Genomic DNA, 23,679 nt, shown 5'->3' on the forward strand with positions numbered 1-23,679 from the left:
ATAGAAGGGGTTCATATAAAAAGTCAACTGTTTTTTTGTATAATGAGAAAACTTTTACAATAAACACTTGTAAAAATATAGTTTTAGCTTTTACTACTGTATCTAATTCTGTTATAACTCAGCTAGAAACTTGAACAACTAATAGTATCTCTGTAATTAGATGAACTATAATACTATTACTCTTAACATATTTATAAACAAGTTATCTATTACATTTTACTTATAAAATATTTTTGGATATAAAAAACACAGAGATACTTTCCTTGTACCTCTGTGTCTTTAAAGAAGTGAAACTTAATCATGCAATTTGTGTTATATGCTATTTCTATTTGCTAAATGTCATCTTCCTAGAATCGAAATCAATTGACCATTTATACTTATTAAAATAATGATGACTTATCAATCCATCACTAACAAATCCAACTTCCTCATCATAATCCAAAACTCCACCTGTAAAATAATATCCTATACCATTTTTCAATTGTAAATTACCCAGTCCATATGATGAAATGTCAAAATGGCCTTCCTTATAATCACTTCCTCCCATTCCACCTTGTCCTTCAGGAGCTTTATTTAGCTCTGGCATAGGAATCTTCAAAGAGTCTATTGTTTCTTTAGGTAATATAATTCCAGCACCTTTTTCGTCACCAAGTCCTGAATCAATGAAGTAGTTAAGTCCACTTTTCTGATTGGCTGATCCTTTTCCATACATAAAATGAATGGCTGCAAGCGTAAATGGCATTTCTTCCAATATTTTATCATCTGCAAGCATTTTATTAAGATTCTCTCTACCTACTTCATTTCGAGGTCTTAATATTAATTGGCCACTAAGGTAATCCATCGTAGGTACAAATTCCTTCAATACACCTGTACCAATAATACCATGAACATCATAATCCTTAAGCCCCTCTTCAAACCCATCAAATGGTCCCAACATTACAGGTACATTTTTAATATTTACATCTCCTATAGTAAGTGAATCAGCTTGACCAAAACCAGTTTCAACAGTATTACCTCCAGCAAATTCATTTTCGTTTTTTGAAGCTGTTTTTATACCAAGTTCTTTTGCAAGTTTCTGATCAATAGTAAACATTGGGCCACCAGTATCAATAACAGCATTTATCCTTTTTCCATTTATCTCTACTGGCACAACTGGCAGAGGTTCAGTTGTGATAAAAGGAATCACTGTTTCGCTTTTTCCATTCCAGTCAATTTGATTTGGTTGTTTATCCTTAAAAGCTTTCATCATTTCCAATACACTATTTATACTATTGTTTTTATCTTCTGATGCTTCGGATAATTTTTAAGCTTTTTGATATTGATTTGTTTGATAATATGTTAGTGTCAATCCTTTTTCAGCTTTTGCTTTGAATTTATCAGGATATTGCTCTATAAGAGTATTATATAGTTTTTCAGCCTGCTCATAATTACCATTCAGATATTCTATTCGTGCAGAAAGATAAATCACATCTGGGGAAGGCTTCTTCGAATTCATCAAGGGACTCAGCATCTCTTGTGCTTTTGTAATGTCACCTAATTTAAATAGTATTTGAGCATATTCTAATCTTAGAACTTCGTCATTTGGATTTTTCTCATACTTTCCTTTTATTTCTGTTAGTTGTTTTTCGCAACTTGCACGAGTAACTTTTTTTGTTGTTTTAGTTATTGACTTAGGCGTTGAGCTTTTCGATGATGTAGCCTGAGATGTACATCCTGTCATTACACCAACAATTAAAGCTCCACATAATATAATACTTATTCCTCTTGATTTCAGTGATTTTATCATTTTTTACCTCCTATTTTTGTTCTTATCTATAAGATACAATATGAAAGTAAAATAAAAGTAAAGCAAAAGTAAAATTAAAAAGATATCTCTTGTTCACAATTTAGATTATATATTCTTCTTCTCATTAAATGTCATCGTCATTGAATCAAAATTAATTGTCCATTTGTAATTCTTCAGATAATTATGGCTTATTAAAGCATCTTGGAAAAATCCATGTACTTGATACATTCTTTCTTGTCCTGTCACAAAATACCCAATACCTTTTCTCTGTTGTACATTACCTAGCCCATATGATGAAATATCAAATTGTGCCACTTCAAAATCATTTCCTGTCATTCCGCCTTCATCTTTAGTAGCTGGTCTTAGATTTGGCATAGTAATACCTAATAAATCTATTGTTTGTTTAGGCAACATAACTCCAGCACCCTTTCCACCATTAAATCCTGAATCAATAAAGAAATTAAGATTATTTTTATTATTAATTGAACCTTTACCAAACATATAATGAGTAGAAGAAAGTGTGAATGGAATTTGTTGTATTATTTCACCTTTACCTTCTTTGATATCTTCATCCGTTATAACTATTTCATTCCTTACTACTTCACTTCGTGGTCTTAATACCAACTCACCATTTGGATAATCCATTGTTGGTACAAATTGTTTTAATACATTTGTACCAAGAACAGCACGAACATCTAATCTAGTATTCTTAAATAGTTCTACAAGTCCACCAAGCTCTCCTATCATTACAGGGATATTTTTCATATTTATGTCTCCTACCTTAAATGAATCAGCTCTACTAAATCCAATCTCAGAGGTACCACCTCTAGCAAAATTCCCATCTGCATTTGAAACTGGTTTGATTCCAAATTCTTTTGCAAATTTTTTGTCAAGAATAAATGTAGGAGCACCAGTATCAATAAAAGCGTTCATTCTTTTTCCATTTATCTCTACTGGCACAACAGGCAGAGGGTCAGTTGTAAGAAATGGAATAACACTTTCATTTTTTCCATTCCATTCAATTTGATTAGGTTGCCTATCACCAAAATCTTTCATCATGTTATTTAATAAACTACTTGTATTTTCTTGACCAATAGATAACTGTTTTGCTTTCTGATATTGATTTGTTTGATAATAGGTCATTGATAGACCAGCTTCTGCCTTTTCTTTAAATTTATCTGGATATTTCTCCACAAGAGTATTGTATAGCTTTTCTGCTTGTGTATAATTACCATTCATATATTTTATTTGTGCTGAAAGGTAAATAGCATCTGGTAGAGGTTTATCTCCATTTAACAACAGCTTCAATGCTTCTTGTAATTCTGTAAAATCTCCCAATTCAAATAAGTTTTGAGCATATTTTAATGCTAATGCTTTATCATTTGGATCTTTATCATATTTTTCTTTTAATTTCTTTAACTGATTTTCAGAACTTACACGAGTAACTTTTTCGGTTGTTTTAGGATTTGACTTAGATGTTGAGTTTTTTGTTGATGTAGCCTGAGATGTACATCCTGTCATTACACCAACAATCAAAGCTCCACATAGAAGAACACTTGTTCCTCTTGATTTTAGCGACTTTGTCATTTTTTACCTCCTGTTTTATTTTTATATCTCTTTTTATCTATAGAATATAGTATGAAAATAAAATAAAAGTAAAGTGAGGGTAAAACAAAAGAACAATTTATTGCTTACACTTTGCATGTATGGTATTATAATGATACTATTTTTGTATACTGGGAGATGAAATATTATGGATGACAAATTGGAAAACCCTGAAAGGATACTTATTGTTGATGATGAAGAAGGGCTGTTAACCCTAGTGAAAATAACCTTAAATAAAGAACATTATAATAATGTTACCTGTGTATCAACAGGAACCAAAGCCCTTGAGTGTATTGAAAACAGGCAATATGACCTTATCATTCTTGATGTAATGCTACCAGATTATTGCGGATTTGAACTATGTGCAAAAATACGCAGGAAAACTATAGCCCCTATCGTATTTCTGACTGCCAAAACTGGTGATTACGATAAATTATCAGGATTTGCTATTGGTGGTGATGATTATATAACAAAACCTTTTAATACAATGGAGCTTGTCGCCAGAATCAAAGCTATTTTTAGGCGTCAACAACTTGAACATTCAGTATTACATACTCATTCAGAAAATTCCTTAATTTATCATTATGGCTATATTATTCTTGATATGACTTGTGCAATACTTACTGTAAATGGTCAAGACGTAGAATGTACAGCCAAAGAACTCGAGCTAATGGAATTTTTTTGCCAAAACCCTAACAAAGTCTTTACTACATCACATCTGTACGATACAATTTGGGGATTAGCAGGATATGGAGATGAAAAGACTGTTACAATACATATATCCAAGCTTAGAAAAAAGATACTGGATGATAATAAACCATACAAAGTTATTACAAACCTTCGTGGAGTTGGGTATAAGTTCATACCACCAGAGGGGAGCTGATATATTGAAAAAATTATACTTTCGTTTTATTGCTTACTTTACAACAGGTCTCTTTATATTTCTAGTATACTTCGTTACATTATTCATATTACTTAATCAATTAATATATCCTGAAAGATCACATGAATTTTTATATGTGGCTGATTCATCTATTGGATATTTCCCAAGCATACTTATAATTTCTTTCTGCTTTATTACAGGAGGGATACTTTTTTGCTTATTTCTTGTTCGACCACTTTACTTGATAATTTGTTCAATAAGTAATTTATCTAAAGGAGATTATGCAATAGTCAAAAAAGCCTTTACCAATAATGGGAAATTAAAATGGTACTATTTTATGTATAAAGAAGTCATTGTAAATATAAAATCTTTAGGCAATAAGCTTCAAGAAACTGAAATTGAACGAGAAAAACTTGAAGTTGCAAAAACTGATTGGCTTGCTGGTGTATCACATGATTTGAAAACGCCATTATCATACATCACAGGATATTCATCTCTAATGCTTAACAAAAACCACAGTTTTAGTGAAGAAGAGAGAACGATATTTTTAGATAACATATATAAAAAAGGAGTATATATTGAAAAATTAATAGACAATTTAAGTCTGACATTTTTTATAGATTCGTCTGGAAAAATACTGCTTAAACACACACAGGTTGAAATGGTTGCATTTCTTCAAAACCTTATTGCTGATGTAGCTAATAATCCAAAATCTAAAAAACAGATATTTGGATTTTATACAGATTTAGAATGTTTGTATTTAGCCATAGATGAGACATTAATGTATAGAGCTCTTTATAACCTTTTAATGAATTGTGTTGAACATAATCCTGATGGTACAGAAATAGAAATTTGCTTAAAACAGAGTTCTGAACAAATTTACATTAATACTACTGACAATGGGGTTGGGATAAATGCGAAAAAAGCAGATGATATTTTTGACAAATATTATAGTAGCAAAAATCATAATACACAAAACAAAGGATTAGGATTGTTTATTGTTAAACAGATTATTGATGCACATGGAGGGAATATTTCGGTTTCAAGCATTTTAGGGAAAAGTACATCCTTTCAAATTATATTGAAACAAGATAAAAATTAGTTATTATATAAAAATCCCAAGTTAAAATAAACTTGGGATTTTTATATAATAACTAATTTTTATAAAATTTCTTCTTTAAATTTATTTTGACAAAATAAATTTAAATTAACATATCAATATTTATACATAGCATATATGCAACTTATTCTTTTAATGCTACCAGGTTTATACTTAATATAATCATAGGTACAATTACATAAATAAAAGCTGTAGCTGATGACACAATTCCAGAGTCATTTACTAAAAGAGTTACAAAGCATCCTGCTATTGACGCTATAAAGCCTTTAAATACAATTGGGTATTCATCAATTAATTGTTTAAAATATCTAATCTGATTAATCATAAGAACTAAAATTACTCCGATTCCAGTTAGTAGTATATTTACCCATGCACTGGTTTGAGCTAGCTTCAAGTTCATCTCTATCTTTCTACTAAATGTTTGTATTATTTCTCCTGGTCCATTAGTATAAATTTCTTTTACAAACATACCTAAATGTGAGTTACTTCCTGAAATCATATCTATAGCTACAAAAACTCCTAAAACAAGCAATACTGCTATACCTAATAATACAACTTTTTTTAAGTCTATTTTTACATTGTATATCAATAGTATAAATAGTAAAAATGCAACACATTCAGAAATAGCACTTCCAACATTTGCTCCCATAATTGGAGATGCACTTGTAATTAATATAACTAAAGAAAAAACTATCACAGACCATTTTGGTATCTTTTTATATGTAAGTAAAACTGCAAACGTAAGTATCGCACTACCTATTGCTACTCCTTGATATTCATTACCTACTCCATAGTATCTAGCTCCAATTATACAATCATAACTCATTACATTACTTTTCATTAAATATGAACCAAATGCAGAATCAATAACCATAATCAATATGGTTAAACCTGTAAAGAATAACATGTTTTTTAAATCATTCTTTATTAAAACTTTGCTTATTAAGTATATAGTAAGCGTTATTATAATTATTCCTAAAGATATTGCTACTGGTGTTTTAAAATTCATTATTGGAGTTATCATAAATGATAATGGCATTACTATTCCTATTTTTAGAAATTCTTTTAGTATAAAAAATATTGTTTCTTTGTGATTTTTTGATATATGCTTTCTAAATAAAATTAGAATCATAGCAACTATCCACGACAAGAAGACTATACTTACAAATCCATTAAGTATTATAGACCTTATACTTGAAACAGATACTATCTTTTGGTACTCATCCATCAGATATTCTTTATTATCATCTCTGTTAATAAGTTCATACTTCTTTCCAACCATATTTTGATTTTTTATATCAAAGTTATTTAATATCTCAGCTCCAACATCTAGATTAGTCACAATACCTTCTCTTCTCGTAGTTGAAGATGATAACAGCCCTTTTCCATTACCATTTAATTTTATTATTGGAGAAAGCCTTCTTTTATTTTTGTAATCTAAGTCACTTGGAAATGCACTTGATATATAAACAGTGTCATTCTCTCCAACCATAGAAAATACATTTTTTAAGTATACATCTATATTTTTTTCTATGTTATTTTTTATGCTCGCATATGTTTCTTCAGTTAGATTTGGTTTATATAAATCTAATCTATATGTATCTCCAAGCTCTACAAAAACTACATCATTGTTTTTGTAAGCTTCTCTAGTCTCTGTAATCAATTTATTATAATCAGTTGATATTCCATAAGGCATAGATAAATCTTTCTTATTTATATTATCTACATTTCCATTAGGAATTCTCCCATACTCATCCATTGCAACTAGGCATAAGTTTCTATTTTTTATGAGTTGACCATTTTCAATTATATCTGCATTTCCCAACACAGATGTTTTTAGCCCATTATCAGATAAACTTTGACCTAATGACCCTAGTACAGAACCATACTCCCCAAAGTTTAAATTTTCATTTATAGACTTATTTATGGTTAAGTTATTTATACCTTTTGCATTTTTTCCTGTAGCTGCTTTAAAAACTATGTCCCTATCTTTACTTGAGCTCTCAAAATTAATATCTTCTTCATTAGCTACATTAGCTCTTCCACCAGCACCCATACTAGCATATGACCGTCTGTCATCACTACCCTTATCGCCTCTTATGTTCATTAGACCGATATATCCTCTATTATCTAGTTCTTCTCTCAATGATTTTATTCTCAACATATTGCTCATACTAGTTCTATTCATATCTATAAATACTACTTTTCCATATGTTGGCATATCATCTGCAAAACTATATTGACTCATCGATGTTAATATTATGATAAATGTTGCTAAGAAAGATATAATTTTTTTTCTCATAAATTCTCCCTGCTTTCTGATTTAAATCCTCACCTTTAAGAATACATTAAACATTGTCGTTATAAATAAATAAATTTGGACCATCTATTTAAAATAAACAGCCCAAACTATTGGTTTATTTGAATATATTAATTTTTAGGTTTTGCAAATATCATTCTACCTGCAGGAGTTTGAAGAACAGATGTCACAAGCACCTTTATAGTCTCATTCATATGCTTTCTTCCTCCATCAACAACTATCATAGTTCCATCATCTAGATATGCAACACCTTGTTGAGCCTCTTTTCCTTCTTTAACCACTTGAACAACCATATCTTCACCTGGTATCGCAACTGGTTTTATGGCATTAGCTAACTCATTTATATTTAATACTTCAACACCTTGGAATTGAGCAACTTTATTTAAGTTATAATCGTTGGTAACAACTTTTCCATTTAAAACTTGAGCAAGCTTTAGTAATTTGCTATCAACTTCAGCTATTTCGTCAAAGTCTCTCTCACTTATTTCAACTTCTATATTTAATTCTTTCTGAATTATATTTAATATATCCAGACCTCTTCTACCTCTTACTCTTTTTAAATCATCTGAAGAATCTGCAATGTGTCTTAGTTCCTCCAAAACAAAAGCAGGAATAATAAGTTTTCCCTCTATAAATCCTGTTTTACAAATATCTGCTATCCTTCCATCAATTATTACACTTGTGTCTAATACTTTTGGAGGAATTGCTTTTATATCTTTTTTATTTTCTTTGTCCTTATCTTTATCTTTAATAGGATTTGCTAATCTTCCTAATTTTCCAATATTAAATAAATCATTTTTACTTTTAAGCGCAACTTTCATTCCAAGATATCCTAGGAATAAATATAATAGTAAAGATAGTATCCCACCTACTATTGGTATTCTATTTACTAATCCACTTAATAAATATGCAATCACAAATCCTACTATAAGCCCCATAGACCCTAACAATATATCAGTTTGAGGATATTTTGATAATTCTTTATCCACTATTTTAGCAATTTCTTTTACTCTATTTACAACCCATGGTTCTATAAGATATCCTAAAATGGCTATTATTATACCTGCTACTACAGCTGCGATATAACCATATGTTTCTTTCCCAAATGTTAATATTTCAAAATCTTTCATTAATGTTAAATAGGTCGTTATACCTATCGTAAATCCAAGTAAAATAAACAATATCCTTGTTACTTTCCTTATCAATGCTTCACCCCCTAGTTATACTTATCTATTATAGACCAAAGTGTATATTATATTCAAGAAAAAAGTAGTAAAATTCATTTAAAATTCATCATATGTGTCTATCTAATAATACTAATTGTTTCATTTTTATGAGTCCATTTTTTATATATGTTGCTCTTATTTCACCTATTCCTTCAACTTCATCTAATTCTTCAATAGACGCATCTAATATTTGCTGGAAGTTTTCAAAATAATTTACTAAGTTTTCTATTATTGCTGTTGGTAGTCTATGTATTTTACTAAGAATTCGATAGCCTCTTGTTTTTATAGGCATATCCATACTTTCTGAAAAACCACTATACCCTAATAGTTTTGCCATATTAACCAATTCTATTAGTTCTTCTGAATTTAAATTTTTAACTTTTTTCATAAGTTCCTTTATTTCTGTATTTTCTTTATTATAATCTTTGAATATTAATTTCTGATCTATTCTAGTTGTACCCATTAATTCTTCTAATTGCATACTTACTAAAGTTCCCTCATCACCCAATTCTATCACATATTTTTCAATTATACTTGTAACTCTCATTACCATTTCCATTTTTTGCATGACTAATGCAACATCATAAATAGTTACCAAATCATTAAACTCTAAAGCGTTTAAATTTGTTATAGCTTGATCTAATACGGTCTTATATTTTTCTAGAGTTTGTATAGCCTGATTTGCCTTAGTAAATATCTTAGATATATCTTCGACCACATACTTCTCATTTCCTCTATAAACTGTTATAACATTTCTTCTTTGTGATATTCCTATGACTATAGCACCAGTCTGTTTTGCTACTCTTTCAGCTGTTCTATGTCTTGTTCCAGTTTCTGATGTCTCTATAAAATAATCTGGTATAAGTTGTGCATTAGCAAATAGTATTTTCTTTATATCACCACTTAAAACTATTGCTCCATCCATTTTAGCTAATTCATATAAATATGATGGCGAATATTCTGCATTTATAGCAAATCCACCATCTACTATTTTCATTACATCTTCGTTAGTTGCAATTACAATTAAGCCACCTGTCTTAGCTCTTAGTACATTGTTTAGACCTAATCTAAGTGGAGTTCCAGGAGATATCATTTTTAATGCATATAACATATTTTTATTATCTAGAAAGTTCTCCATATTTATTGATTCCTCCCAAGCACTATATTTATGGCTTGTCTTAAGTTATCTACTGGCCATATTTCTATACCTTTGGTGTCTTTTACAACCTCATAATTACTTCTAGGAACTACTATCTTTTTAAATCCAAGTTTTTTACATTCAGCTATTCTCTTTTCTATAAAACTTACTGCTCTAACTTCTCCTGTAAGACCCACTTCTCCTGTAACAGCTATATCTTCATCTATAGGTATATTTCTAAAACTAGATGCTACAGAAATAGCTATTCCTAAATCAATTGAAGGTTCATTTATTTTTATCCCTCCAACTATGTTTATATAGACATCTTGATTTTGTATTTGCAATCCTACACGTTTTTCTAATACTGCTAATAACATACCTACTCTATTATAATCTACACCTGTAGATGTTCTCTTTGGTATACCAAAACTTGTAGGTGAAACTAATGCCTGTAATTCAAGTAACATCGGTCTTGTACCTTCTACAGTAGATATTATTACTGACCCTGCCACATCTTTAGGTTTCTCAGATATTAAAATTTTAGATGGATTATCAAGTTCTACTAATCCTAAATCTCTCATTTCAAATACTCCAAGTTCGTTCGTTGAGCCAAATCTATTTTTGACAGCTCTCACTAATCTATAAGTATTATATCTTTCACCTTCAAAATATAGAACAGTATCAACCATATGCTCTAATAATTTTGGCCCTGCTAGTGAGCCTTCTTTTGTCACATGACCAACTATAAATGTTGAAATACCCATTTTTTTAGAAATTTTCATAAATTTTGAAGTACCTTCTTTAATTTGGCTGACAGTTCCTGGTGCCGAGGATATTTCTGGACTAAAGACAGTTTGAATTGAGTCTAGAATTATTAATTCTGGATTTACACTTTCTAAATAAGATTCAATTATGCTTAAATTATTTTCAGCAAATATATACAGATTTTCTGAGTTAATTCCTAATCTTTTAGCTCTCATTTTTATTTGAGATTCTGATTCTTCTCCAGTTATATATAAAACAGTTTTTCCCAAATTAGCAACGTTACTAGAAACTTGAATTAAGAGTGTCGACTTACCTATACCAGGGTCTCCACCAACAAGTACTAAGGAACCTTTAACTATACCTCCTCCAAGTACTCTATCCAGTTCATTTATATCGGTTGTAAATCTTTCTTCTTCTTTGCTTTCTATTGAATTTATACTAACTGGTTTAGATGAAGATTTATCTATTATAAAGACCTCTTTTTTTGTGCTTTTTTGGTCTACTTCTTCTACAAATGTATTCCACTTTGTACATTCAGGACATTTTCCAAGCCATTTAGCTGTTTCATATCCACAAGATTGACATACATATTTTGTTTTTATTTTTGCCATACTTTTATCATCCTTAATTTATTATTATATACTATAATTTTAGCATATGTGAAAGACAATATGTAAAGATTAAATAAAATAATTAAGGGCAATGAATTATTATAGATTCATTGCCCTTAAAATTTTGTTTAAGTTATAAAACTTGTATCTACAAGATTTTAAAATGCAACTCTATTAAATTATTTAGTTTCAAAAACTATTTTTTCATCTTTTACTTTTGCTACTACTTTACTTCCCTTTTTCACATCACCTTTTAATATTGCTTCAGATAATTCATCTTCTAACTCTTTTTGTAAAGCTCTTTTAAGAGGTCTTGCTCCATATTCTAAATCAAATCCAGATTTAGAAATTAATTTAACGGCTTCGTCACTCATTTCTAATTTTATATCCATTTCTTTTAGTCTTTCTTGTAACTTAGCCACCATTAAAAGTATTATTTTTGATATGTGGTTTTCATTTAATGAATGGAAAACAATTATATCATCTATTCTGTTCAAAAACTCAGGTCTGAATCTCTGTTTTAATTCACCCATTATATTTTCTTTCATTTTTTCATATTGAGACTTTTCTTCTTCATCTCCTTTAGCTATACTAAAACCTAAAGTTTTTTGTCTTCCAATCGTAGATGCCCCAACATTTGATGTCATTATTATGATAGTATTTTTGAAATCTACAGTTCTCCCTTTTGAATCAGTCAATCTACCATCATCTAAGATTTGTAATAGAATATTAAATACATCTGGATGAGCTTTTTCTATCTCATCAAATAAAATAACTGAATATGGATTTCTTCTTACCTTTTCAGTTAATTGCCCACCTTCATCATGACCAACATAACCTGGAGGTGAACCTATCATTCTTGATACAGCATGTTTTTCCATATATTCAGACATATCTATTCTTATTGTTTGATTTTCATCTCCAAACTGTACCTCTGCTAATGCCTTAGATAACTCCGTTTTACCTACTCCTGTAGGACCTAAAAATAAAAATGAACCAATTGGTCTATTAGGGTCTTTAAGACCTGCCCTTGACCTTCTAATTGCCTTTGAGATAGCTTTTACTGCTTGCTCTTGACCTATGACTCTATTGTGTAAGATTTCTTCAAGTCTTAGAAGTCTATCAGCTTCTTCTTCAAGAATTTTATTAACAGGTATTCCTGTCCATAAGCCAACTACTTCAGCAATAACTTCTCCATCAACTAAATCAGAGTGTTTAGATGATTTATTCCATCTTTCTCTTACATCTTCTAATTGTTTTTTTAGTAGACCTTGTTCATCTCTTATTTTTGCTGCTTTTTCAAAATCTTGGCATCTTACAGCTTCTTCTTTTTCTTTATCTATATTTTCTATTTCTAGTTCTAATTTTTTTATTTCTGAAGGAGGTGTATTTTCCTTTAATCTTACTTTTGATGCGGCTTCATCAATCAAGTCTATAGCTTTATCTGGTAGATATCTATCTGATATATATCTAGTTGATAATTCTACAGCTGACTTTATAGCGTCGTCAGTTATCTTAACTTTATGATGAGCTTCATATTTATCCCTTAATCCTTCTAATATTTTTATTGAATCTTCTTTACTTGGTTCATCTACCATAACTGGTTGGAATCTTCTTTCTAGTGCGGAATCTTTTTCAACATGCTTTCTATATTCATCAATTGTAGTTGCACCTATAACTTGTATTTCCCCTCTTGCTAAAGCTGGCTTTAATATATTCGATGCATCTATAGAGCCTTCTCCTGTAGACCCAGCTCCTATTATAGTATGCATTTCATCTATAAATAAAATTATATTTCCATTTTTAACAACTTCATCTACAACTTCTTTGATTCTCTCTTCAAATTCTCCTCTATATTTAGCACCTGCTAATAAAGAACCCATTTCTAAAGAGTATAATGTTTTATTTTTTAATGTTTCTGGTACATTTCCTAGAGCTATATTTGTTGCTAAACCTTCCGCTATAGCTGTTTTACCCACTCCTGGGTCTCCTATTAACACTGGATTATTTTTTGTTCTTCTACTTAATATTTGTATTACCCTTTGTATTTCTTTTTCTCTACCTATTACTGGGTCTATTTTATTCTGTTTTGCATATAGAGTAAGGTTTCTTCCATACTTATCAAGTACCTTAGACTCCACTTGATTTTGGTTGCTCGTGTAACTATTTTCTGCTTTATATTGATTTTTATCACTAATTCCCATCATATCAATTGTTAATTGGGCAAGAGTTCTATCATTTACTCCTGCATAATTTAAAATCTTATTAGCTATTCCTTCACCTTCTTGAATGATAGATAATAGTATATGTTCAGTTCCAATATAATTTGTTTTTAATTTATTTGCAAACATTCCTGATAGTTCTAGTATTTGTTTACTTCTTGGACTTAATACTATATCCTCTGGAATCCCGTCTCCTTTGCCTTCCATATCAATTATTTTACCCTCTAAATAAGCCTCTGTAAATCCAACTTTACTTAGAACCTTAGCAGCTATACCTTCTTCTTCTCTTAAAAGACCTAGAAGTATATGTTCACTTCCAACAATATTATGTCCTAAGGTTTTAGCTGATTCAAATGCTAAATCTATTGCCTTCTTAGCTCTTTGTGTAAATCTATTGAAGTTCATAATTTATCCCTCCTCTTAATTTTTCCAAAGTCTCTCTAATGTATGTTGCTCTATTTATATCTCTATTCTCAACATCATCACTCTTATACATTATTGACTGATGTGCAGGTTGTATACCTATCATAAGTTGTTCTATAGCTTTTAAATCTAATTTATCTATATAGTTCATTTCTATGCCCATTTTTATATTTGATAGATGACTCATAGCCTCTGAGCTACTCATTACTCTTGAATTTTCAAGAATACCTATTGATCTAAATATTTTATCTTCTAATTTTATACCTAATTTTTTTTGCAATATTTCTCTTGATTTTATTTCTTTTGAAATTGCATCTTTTGTAAGACCACTTACATTCTCTATGATGTTAGATTCTGTTCTTCCAAGTGTAAGTTGATTGGATATTTGATATATGTTTCCTAATGCTTCTGTTCGTTCTCCATATATACCTCTTATAGCTATCCCTATTTGTGAGGATATTTTATAAAGTTCATCCATATAACCTAGTTGACTTAATGCTGGTAAATGCATCATTACAGAAGCTCTCATTCCTGTACCTGTATTAGTTGGGCAAGATGTAAGATAACCTAACTTTGTACTAAATGCGTATTCTAAACTTGATTCTAACAAATCATCTATCTCATTTGCTATGTTATATGCATATTCTAAATTTAAATCATCACACATAGTTTGTATTCTTATGTGGTCCTCTTCATTTATCATTATACTTACAGTTTTATCTTTCTTTACTATAACTGCACTTTTATCATTTTCCGCTAAATCAGGGCTTATTATATGTTCTTCAACCATAAGCATTTTTTTAGATTCATCTAAATCTTCAATTTTATAGAAATCAAACTCTTCTTTTTGTTCTAAACTAGAATTCATAAATACATTTTTTACTTTTTCTATTATTTCCATAGCACTTTCTTTATCTAATCTATTTGGAAAAGGATAATTATTTAAGTTTCTAGCTAGCCTAACTCTTGATTTCATGACTATGTTTTCTCTCATAATATCACTCCAATCTTAGTCAATAGAACCTTTTAAATATTTAATTTTATCTCTAAACTGAGCAGCCAATTCATACTCCTCATTTTTTATAGCTCTATCTAAGTCTTCTTTTAATTCCTTAATCTCATTTTCTACACTTATCTTATAAAAAGATTTTTTAGGTGCCTTACCTGTATGTTCTATATGTCCATGTATATTTTGAAGCATAGGATTTACTTGACTACTAAATGCATTATAGCATTCACTGCATCCAAACCTTCCATTATTCTTAAATTCACTGTATGTCATATTACAGTTTGGGCAAACCAACTTTTCTTCAAGTTCTTTTTTTGGTTGAAATCCTAAGTTAGAGAATATATCCATCATTGAAAAAGGCATATCTAAATTAAAATTCATTTCTGTATTCTCTTTTGCACATTCACTGCATAGGTACATTTCTGTCTTTTCTCCATTGACTATTTTATTATAATATACGGATGCTTTATTCTTATTACATTTTTGACATAGCATAAACTATCACTCCTCTATACTAAATAACCCTATTATTATATTCTTTAGAATGTTAGACCTTACCTTCTCTTTTAATTCATATATTGGCATACATAATGATTTATCATCTATTGCATATAATATTAATTTTAATTCTCTTTCACTAATTAGACCTGACTCTTTTAAACTTTCCAATAATTCTTTTGCTTTTTTATATGATATTTGATTTCCTATCTTTTCATTTAAAAGTTCTCTAATATGCCCATCTTTACTTTTTCGTATTTTTTCTATCTGAACATATCCTCCGCCACCTTTTTTGCTTTCAATATAATATCCTTTATCTATTGTAAATCTTGTTGTTAACACATAATTTATTTGTGATGGTGCACAACTAAACAAGTTTGCTAGTTCATTTCTTTGAATTTGTATGCTATTATCTTCTTCCATCAAATCTTTAATAAATTTTTCAATTATATCTGTCATAGTTGCCATTAATATCACCACACACCTTTTTAATTTTGACTTTCTTTGACTATTATTTTACACCTATTATTTAAATTTTTAAAGCCCTAAATTATATATTTTTATATTTTTTATAACAATCTAGATATGAGTTTATGACTTCACTGATTGTAAGGTTTTATTTATTATACTTATAATAAATAAATTTAAAACTTTTGCTTTATTAGGTCTCAATACTTTTATATATCTTCTATATTTTAAATATACCTTCTCACTTTTATTATTAAACATTTCTAAAAAATAATAATAAAAAAATACTTTCTTTTTATTAAACCTTTTAAGAAAGTACTTTTTATTTTTTATCCATTAAAAATACATAAAAAACTAGGTATATGTTTGTCTAAAAAACCTATACCTAGTTTAAATACAAAAAATATTTTTAATAGTATCCTATTAATTATTTACTATTATATTTTGCTTATTATTTTGCAGTAGCTAATCCAATTATTTTTTCTGCAAATTGTGATGGTACTTCTCCATATTTTGCTAATTCCATTTCAAAGTATCCTCTACCTTGTGTCATTGCTCTTAAATCTATTGCATATTTAAATGTTTCTGCCTGTGGAGCTTCTGCAAATATTATTTGTTTACCTTTATTATCTGGCTCCATTCCAAATATTTTTCCTCTTCTCTTATTTATATCACCCATAACATCTCCCATATATTCTTCTGGCACAGTTATCTTTAATTTCATTATAGGTTCTAGTAGTATTGGATGAGCCTCTTCCATACCCTTTTTAAAAGCTGCACTTGCTGCCATTTTAAAGGCCATTTCAGAAGAGTCTACATCATGATATGAACCATCATAAAGTGTAGCTTTTATATTTGTAACAGGATAACCAGCTAATACACCTTTTTGCATAGAGTCTTTTAGACCTTTTTCAACTGCAGGTATATATTGTTTTGGTACAGAACCTCCAAATATCTCTTCTGTAAATTCAAAATCAGATTCACATCTTTCAAATCTTATTTTTACATCTCCATATTGACCATGACCACCTGATTGTTTTTTATGTTTTCCTTGTACATCTGCTGTCCCTTTTATAGTTTCTCTATAAGGAACTTTAAGGTCATTTAATTCAACATCAACACCAAATTTATCTTTCATTTTATTTTTAATTGTTTTTATATGAAGTTCTCCTTGTCCTCCTAAAAGGGCTTGTTTTGTCTCTGTATTTCTATAAGAATGTAATGTAGGGTCTTCTTCTACTAGTTTATTTAATACAGATGCTACTTTTTCCTCATCACCTTTATTCTTAGGAGTTACTGCATAGTATATTTGTGGCTTAGGGAAATCTATATTCTCCAAAGCTTCTGCATCTTTATCTATAGATATGGTATCTCCTGTTTTTAGAGAGTTAATTTTAGTTACGACTACTACATCTCCAGCTTTAGCTTTTTCTACTTCCACTAATTCACTATTTTTCAATGTATATATATTAGCTATCTTTTCCTTTACATTTTTATTTATATTAAAGATATCTTTATCTTTAGAAAGTACACCTTCAGTAATTTTTATATATGACATTTTACCAACAAATGGATCAACCATAGTCTTAAATACCAATCCTCTAAATGGTTTACTTTCTTCTGTAAAAATAGGTTCTAGATAATTTGATATAGTATCTAATATTTCTTTTGTTCCTATATTATTTATAGTTGAACCACATATTACAGGTATAATATCACCTCTTTGTATCCCTATAACAATACCTTTTTGTATTTCTTCTGTAGTTAATTCTTCACCATTAAAATATTTATCTAATATTTGGTCATCTGTCTCTGCTATAAGCTCCATTAATGCTTCTTTAACACTCATAGCTTGTTCCTTGAATTCACCTTCTAAATCATCTATGTTTTCAAATACATTATGTAACTTTACAAAGTTTTTATCTTTATATATAGGACTTATCATAGGAACTATCTTATTGTTGTATTTTTCTCTTAACATTGCTATTGCGTCTTTATATCTTGCTTTTTCATTATCTATTTTATTTATAAACATTATCTTAGGAATACTCTCAGTTAGTTCCAATGATTTCTCTGTACCAACTTGAATAGGTGCTGTTGCATCTATTACTATTATTGCTGCATCACTTGCTCTAAGAGATGATACAACGTCTCCGCTAAAGTCAAAATATCCTGGGGTATCCAATAAGTTAAACTTATAATCATTATACTCTATAGGTATTAATCCCATACTATAAGTCATATTTACCTTGTCTGTTAATTTAGGTATCTTATTAGTGTTTGCTGTGTAAGCTATAGTTTCGATTAGATTTGTTTTTCCACATCCGCTATGTCCTAATACCGCTACATTTCTCAACATTTTACTATCATAAACCTTCATATAAGCACCCACCTTTTAAATTTATGTATTTTCTCTTAGCTGTTATTTCCTAAGAAATAGTCCAGAAAATGTTTATTATTTTTAGAATTTTTAGATAACATTTTCCTTACTAGCTTTATTTCTACATATGGATGTAATTTTCCTCTTTTTTTTAACAAAAATTTAATTTAAATAAATAAAAACACTCTAAAACATTTTTTATTAAATGTTCTAGAGTGTTTTTTTAATTATCTTAATTCAATTATTTCATTATCATTAATAATTGTTTATCTTCAACCATATCATCTTCTTTTACTTTGATTGACTTAATTACTCCATCAGTCTTAGCAACTATTATAGTCTCCATTTTCATAGCTTCTATAACTATTAGTGGTTGATTAGCTTTTACTTCATCTTCTTCTTTAACCATTATTTTTATAACTTTTCCTGGTATACTTGCTCCAATTTGAAGAGGGTCATTCATATCCGCTTTCTCAACATTATGAATTTTACCAGAGAAGTTTCTATCTTTTATTTCTACTTCTCTAACCATTCCATTCAATTCAAATCCTATAGTTCTAAATCCATTTTCCTTAACTTCACCGATTTCAACTAATCTTATTGTTAATACTTTACCTTCTTCTATCTCTACTTCACATTCTTCATTTTTATTTAAACCATAGAAGAATACATCACTTTCAAGTTTAGATATATCATTATAGTGTTGTAAATGCTTGATATAATCCTCATAAACTTTTGGATATAAAGCGTAACTTATAACATTTCTTATATTAGCATTTATATCATATTTCTCATCCAGATATTTAGCTATTTCATCAAAATCTTCTGCTGGTAATAATGAACCAGGTCTTACTGTAATAGCTTCTTCGCCTTTTAAAACTACTTCTTGTAAATCTTTTGGTATTCCACCTTCTGGTTGACCAATCATACCTTTACAGTAGTCCACAACAGAATCTGGGAATGATAAGTTTTTACCTTCTTCAATTATATTGTCTTTATCTAATTTATTTTTAGTCATAAAGATAGCTAAGTCTCCTACAACCTTTGAAGATGGAGTAACTTTTATTATATCTCCTACTACTTCATTAGCTTCTTTATATTTTTCTTTAACTTCGTCAAATCTATTAACTAATCCTAAACTATCAGCTTGAGGTTTTAAGTTTGTATATTGACCACCTGGTATTTCAAAATTATATATTTCTGCGCAAGAGTTAGTTAAATCACTTTCAAATTTGCTATAGACTTTTCTTAAATCCTTATAATATTTACCTAACTCATCATATCCAAATAAATCTATACCTGTATCTCTTTCTGTATTTTTAAGAGCTTCTACTATCGCATTAAGTGACGGTTGACTTGTAAGCCCTGCCATAGATTCTAATGCAGCATCAATTATATCTACACCAGCTTCTGATGCCATCAAACAAGTTGCTACACCATTTCCACTTGTATCATGAGTGTGTAAATGTATTGGTGCTTTTATATTTTTCTTTAGCTCTTTAACTAGAGTGTAAGCTGAATATGGTTTAAGAAGTCCTGACATATCTTTTATTGCTATTATATCTGCTCCTAAACTTTCTAATTCTTGTGCCATCTTAATATAATATTCTAGATTATACTTAGTTTTAGTCTTATCTAGTATATCACCTGTATAACACATAGTTGCTTCAACAATTTTTCCAGTTTCTAAAGCTGTATTTATAGATGGTTTCATATTTTCAACCCAGTTTAATGAGTCAAATATTCTAAATACATCTATACCTTGTCTAGCAGATTCTTTTGTAAATTCTTCTATTACATTATCTGGGTAGTTTTTATATCCAACTCCATTTGATGCTCTAAGCAACATTTGGAACATTATACTTGGTATTTCCTCTCTTAGCTTTTGTAATCTACGCCAAGGTGATTCTTTTAAAAATCTATATGCAACATCATAAGTAGCTCCACCCCACATTTCAAGTGAGAATAAATCTTTTTGATATTTTTCTGTTGGCTGAGCAGCTTTTAATAAATCATATGTTCTTATTCTTGTTGCTAATAATGATTGATGTGCATCTCTCATTGTTGTATCTGTTAGCAACAATTTCTTATCATTTTTTATCTTTTCTATATATGCAGATTTACCTAACTTATCAAAAAGTATTTTGCTTCCTTCTGCCTTTGAACCATCTTTATCCATTCTTGGGTCATGTAACGCATCAAATAATGGTTTTTCTTTACAAGCATTATCATTTACAATTACATCCCCTATAAATTGAAGTAATTTTGTACCTCTATCTTTACTTTCTGTTATTTCAAATAAATCTGGATTTTCATCTATAAACTTAGTACTACATTTACCATTTGAGAATATAGGATTATTTAAAACATTAACTAAGAATCCTACATTAGTTTTAACTCCTCTAACTCTAAGCTCTTTTACTGATCTTATAGTTTTATTTATAGCTCCTTGGAATGTTCTATCCCAAGAAATTGTTTTAACTAACAAACTATCATAGTGAGGACTTATATTTGCACCTGTAAATCCATTTCCACCATCTAGTCTTATACCAAATCCTGAACCAGTTCTATAAACTTGAATTTTTCCTGTATCAGGCATAAATTTATTCTTAGGGTCTTCTGTAGTTATTCTACATTGGATAGAATACCCTCTTATTTCTACATCATCTTGTGATTTTATATTTATTTCTTCACTATCTAAACTATAACCTTGAGCTATTAGTATTTGACTTTGAACTATATCTATTCCTGTAACCATCTCTGTTACAGTATGTTCAACTTGTACTCTTGTGTTCATTTCTATAAAATAATGTCCACCATTAGCATCTACTAAGAACTCTAATGTACCAGCATTAGAATAGCCAACATGTTTTGATAATTTAACTGCATCTTCACATATTTCTTGTCTTACTTTATCATCTAGTGAAAAAGCTGGGGCATATTCTATTATTTTTTGGTGTCTTCTTTGAACAGAACAGTCTCTTTCGTATAAATGAACTATATTTCCATAGTTATCTCCTAATATTTGAACTTCTATATGTTTTGGATCAGCTATATATTTTTCTATAAATATGATATCTTCTCCAAAAGCTTTTCTTGATTCACTACAAGCAGTCTCATATTCAATCTCTAAGTCTTCTTCGCGGTGTACAATTCTCATACCTCTACCGCCACCACCGTTAGATGCTTTTATCATAACAGGATAACCTATTTTATTTGCAACTTCTTTTGCTTCTTCAGTACTTTTTATTGCTTTTTCTACACCTGGTATAGTTTGAACATTAACTTCTTTTGCGATTTTCTTAGAATTTATCTTATCTCCCATCATATTCATTACTTTAGATGATGGTCCTATAAAAGTAATTCCATTCTCTTCACATTTACGAGCAAACTCTGCATTCTCTGCTAGAAAACCATATCCTGGATGTATCGCATCAACTTTTTTTCTCTTCGCCAAGTCAATTATTCCATCCATGTCTAGATATGCATCTATTGGACCTTTGCCTTCCCCTATCAGATATGATTCATCTGCTTTTGTTCTAAATAATCCATATTTATCTTCTTTACTATATATACCAACACTTTTTATCCCCAATTCTGAACAGGCTCTAAATATTCTTATAGCTATTTCGCCTCTATTAGCTACTAGTATTTTATTAAACTTTTTAAGCATACTCTATTCTTCTCCTTTATTGTTTGTGTAATATTAAAGATTATAGACTAAAATACTTTATTTTTGAAGATGTTTAAGCAAGTTCCTTAATTAATAAGATAAATTTATAAATATAAGTAATTTTTAGACTGTGTAAACTCAATTTACCTCACTAAAATTAAGGCATTTTTTATGGAATTTCAGGCAAATTTATGTGAAAATTTCTACAATTGACTTGATTTTATACTGTTTTTTCTTACGTTTACATAATTATTTTCATCTTTACGTAAGATTTTATATATTTTTTTAATATCGTTCATACCCTAATCTATTTGTCTAGATACCCTCTTCACTACATCTGAAAGTTTTAAATGACCTAAATCTGCATAAGCTATAGCCAATATTATTTTTACGACTCCATCTACCTCATCTAATTTATATGCTCTAGCATTTATTATTGTGTATTTTGGCATAAATTCTTCTAAATCTAGTGCAAGTTCATCAGATAAAGTCATATATTCATCAAATTTTTCTTCATCAGATAAGTTAACAGAATCATATTGTTCACTTATTATAGTATCTAAGTAACTCAAATCTATACTTAACTGATACGCAATTACATCTTCTCTCTTTGTACTTTTACTTAAATCTTTTTCAACTTTAAATTTGCTATTTTTATCTATAGTTACTTTTAGTTCTTCGCTATCAACTATTTCATTTCCTATTATTATATACAAGTTCCTTACCTCCAAAATATAAAAACTTTTTTAATCAAAAATAAAACCTCTAGTAAAATTACTAGAGGTTTGCACTGGTGGGATTAACAGGTCTCGAACCTGTGACCCCCTGCTTGTAAGGCAGGTGCTCTCCCAGCTGAGCTATAATCCCTCGATGTTTATATGGTGCGCCCAAAGGGACTCGAACCCCTAACCTTCTGATTCGTAGTCAGACACTCTATCCAGTTGAGCTATGAGCGCATTTTTATTGGAGGCGACACCCAGATTCGAACTGGGGATCAAGGAGTTGCAGTCCACTGCCTTACCACTTGGCTATGTCGCCGCCTTTTTGGTGATCTATCCGCGACTCGAACGCGGGACACCCTGATTAAAAGTCAGGTGCTCTACCGACTGAGCTAATAGACCGTATTAGTTGGGGTGGATAATGAGAGTCGAACTCACGACCTCCAGAGCCACAATCTGGCGCTCTAACCAACTGAGCTATACCCACCATGTATTCATAATTTAATGTGGTGGGCCATCAGGGACTCGAACCCCAGACCTACCGGTTATGAGCCGGGCGCTCTAACCAACTGAGCTAATGGCCCACATTAAATTTTGGTAGCGGTAATAGGAGTCGAACCTATGACCTTTCGGGTATGAACCGAACGCTCTAGCCAACTAAGCTATACCGCCATATTTTGGTGCCCAGAGGCGGAATCGAACCACCGACACGGGGATTTTCAGTCCCCTGCTCTACCGACTGAGCTATCTGGGCATTTGGCGGAGAGGGTGGGATTCGAACCCACGGCCCCTTTCGAAGTCACTGGTTTTCAAGACCAGCTCCTTAAACCACT

Annotated in this window: 16 protein-coding genes and 8 tRNA genes; 2 read left to right on the forward strand and 22 right to left on the reverse strand. The window is 29.9% G+C overall.

Annotation, left to right across the window (positions count from 1 at the left end):
* Positions 1–325 precede the first annotated feature (325 nt).
* From KGF38_RS16815 to KGF38_RS16825, 3 genes are all read right to left on the reverse strand, one after another.
* Entirely contained in the window at positions 326–1,246 is a 921-nt protein-coding gene (locus tag KGF38_RS16815) for a retropepsin-like aspartic protease (RefSeq protein WP_227832541.1), read from the reverse strand.
* Positions 1,247–1,303: 57 nt separating this feature from the next.
* Positions 1,304–1,786 (reverse strand): tetratricopeptide repeat protein, encoded by a 483-nt coding sequence (locus KGF38_RS16820; protein ID WP_227832542.1) that lies wholly within the window; start codon positions 1,784–1,786, stop codon positions 1,304–1,306.
* A 105-nt stretch (positions 1,787–1,891) separates the two neighbouring features.
* Positions 1,892–3,373: an aspartyl protease family protein gene (locus KGF38_RS16825; RefSeq protein WP_227832543.1), complete on the reverse strand. Its 1,482-nt coding sequence runs from the start codon at positions 3,371–3,373 to the stop codon at positions 1,892–1,894.
* A 166-nt stretch (positions 3,374–3,539) separates the two neighbouring features.
* Between KGF38_RS16825 and KGF38_RS16830 the strand changes: the two genes are divergently transcribed.
* Together KGF38_RS16830 and KGF38_RS16835 are read left to right on the forward strand one after the other, a co-directional pair.
* Positions 3,540–4,274: a response regulator transcription factor gene (locus KGF38_RS16830; protein ID WP_054268649.1), complete on the forward strand. Its 735-nt coding sequence runs from the start codon at positions 3,540–3,542 to the stop codon at positions 4,272–4,274.
* Between the two features lie 4 nt (positions 4,275–4,278).
* Positions 4,279–5,376 carry a sensor histidine kinase gene (locus KGF38_RS16835; protein ID WP_223195512.1) on the forward strand — a complete coding sequence of 366 codons (1,098 nt, stop codon included), beginning with the start codon at positions 4,279–4,281 and terminating at the stop codon, positions 5,374–5,376.
* Positions 5,377–5,518: 142 nt separating this feature from the next.
* On the opposite strand, the gene KGF38_RS16840 is transcribed toward KGF38_RS16835, so the two are convergent.
* The 19 genes from KGF38_RS16840 to KGF38_RS16930 all read right to left on the reverse strand — a co-directional run bounded on the left by KGF38_RS16840 (position 5,519) and on the right by KGF38_RS16930 (position 23,600).
* Entirely contained in the window at positions 5,519–7,696 is a 2,178-nt protein-coding gene (locus KGF38_RS16840) for a hypothetical protein (protein ID WP_054268647.1), read from the reverse strand.
* Between the two features lie 128 nt (positions 7,697–7,824).
* Positions 7,825–8,919: a PIN/TRAM domain-containing protein gene (locus KGF38_RS16845; protein ID WP_021382466.1), complete on the reverse strand. Its 1,095-nt coding sequence runs from the start codon at positions 8,917–8,919 to the stop codon at positions 7,825–7,827.
* Between the two features lie 88 nt (positions 8,920–9,007).
* Positions 9,008–10,078, reverse strand: a complete 1,071-nt coding sequence (gene disA / locus KGF38_RS16850) for a DNA integrity scanning diadenylate cyclase DisA (protein WP_054268646.1) — start codon at positions 10,076–10,078, stop codon at positions 9,008–9,010.
* A gap of 2 nt (positions 10,079–10,080) precedes the next feature.
* Positions 10,081–11,454 (reverse strand): DNA repair protein RadA, encoded by a 1,374-nt coding sequence (gene radA, locus KGF38_RS16855; RefSeq protein ID WP_054268645.1) that lies wholly within the window; start codon positions 11,452–11,454, stop codon positions 10,081–10,083.
* Between the two features lie 179 nt (positions 11,455–11,633).
* A complete protein-coding gene (locus KGF38_RS16860) occupies positions 11,634–14,081 on the reverse strand; it encodes an ATP-dependent Clp protease ATP-binding subunit (protein ID WP_054268644.1) in 2,448 nt (815 codons plus the stop codon).
* Complete coding sequence (locus tag KGF38_RS16865) at positions 14,068–15,093, reverse strand: protein arginine kinase (RefSeq protein ID WP_054268643.1); 1,026 nt, start codon at positions 15,091–15,093, stop codon at positions 14,068–14,070. The genes KGF38_RS16860 and KGF38_RS16865 overlap by 14 nt, the downstream gene beginning before the upstream one ends.
* 15 nt (positions 15,094–15,108) lie before the next feature.
* Complete coding sequence (locus KGF38_RS16870; protein WP_044211945.1) at positions 15,109–15,603, reverse strand: UvrB/UvrC motif-containing protein; 495 nt, start codon at positions 15,601–15,603, stop codon at positions 15,109–15,111.
* Between the two features lie 6 nt (positions 15,604–15,609).
* Entirely contained in the window at positions 15,610–16,074 is a 465-nt protein-coding gene (locus tag KGF38_RS16875) for a CtsR family transcriptional regulator (RefSeq protein WP_054268642.1), read from the reverse strand.
* A gap of 451 nt (positions 16,075–16,525) precedes the next feature.
* On the reverse strand, positions 16,526–18,454 hold the full coding sequence (locus tag KGF38_RS16880; RefSeq protein WP_054268641.1) for an elongation factor G: 1,929 nt from the start codon (positions 18,452–18,454) through the stop codon (positions 16,526–16,528).
* Positions 18,455–18,695: 241 nt separating this feature from the next.
* Entirely contained in the window at positions 18,696–22,127 is a 3,432-nt protein-coding gene (locus KGF38_RS16885) for a pyruvate carboxylase (protein ID WP_054268640.1), read from the reverse strand.
* A gap of 302 nt (positions 22,128–22,429) precedes the next feature.
* Positions 22,430–22,843 carry a hypothetical protein gene (locus KGF38_RS16890; RefSeq protein ID WP_054275548.1) on the reverse strand — a complete coding sequence of 138 codons (414 nt, stop codon included), beginning with the start codon at positions 22,841–22,843 and terminating at the stop codon, positions 22,430–22,432.
* Positions 22,844–22,918: 75 nt separating this feature from the next.
* Positions 22,919–22,994, reverse strand: a tRNA-Val gene (locus KGF38_RS16895).
* A gap of 12 nt (positions 22,995–23,006) precedes the next feature.
* Positions 23,007–23,083 (reverse strand) — tRNA-Arg (locus KGF38_RS16900).
* A gap of 8 nt (positions 23,084–23,091) precedes the next feature.
* A tRNA-Cys gene (locus KGF38_RS16905) sits at positions 23,092–23,165 on the reverse strand.
* Positions 23,166–23,172: 7 nt separating this feature from the next.
* Positions 23,173–23,248 (reverse strand) — tRNA-Lys (locus tag KGF38_RS16910).
* 8 nt (positions 23,249–23,256) lie between these two features.
* A tRNA-His gene (locus KGF38_RS16915) sits at positions 23,257–23,333 on the reverse strand.
* Between the two features lie 20 nt (positions 23,334–23,353).
* A tRNA-Ile gene (locus KGF38_RS16920) sits at positions 23,354–23,430 on the reverse strand.
* A gap of 11 nt (positions 23,431–23,441) precedes the next feature.
* Positions 23,442–23,518: transfer RNA gene (locus tag KGF38_RS16925), tRNA-Met, on the reverse strand.
* A 6-nt stretch (positions 23,519–23,524) separates the two neighbouring features.
* A tRNA-Phe gene (locus KGF38_RS16930) sits at positions 23,525–23,600 on the reverse strand.
* Positions 23,601–23,679 lie beyond the last annotated feature (79 nt).

Origin of the sequence: Clostridioides sp. ZZV14-6387, from assembly GCF_020657835.1 — a bacterium.
GTDB classification, from domain to species: domain Bacteria; phylum Bacillota; class Clostridia; order Peptostreptococcales; family Peptostreptococcaceae; genus Clostridioides; species Clostridioides difficile_A.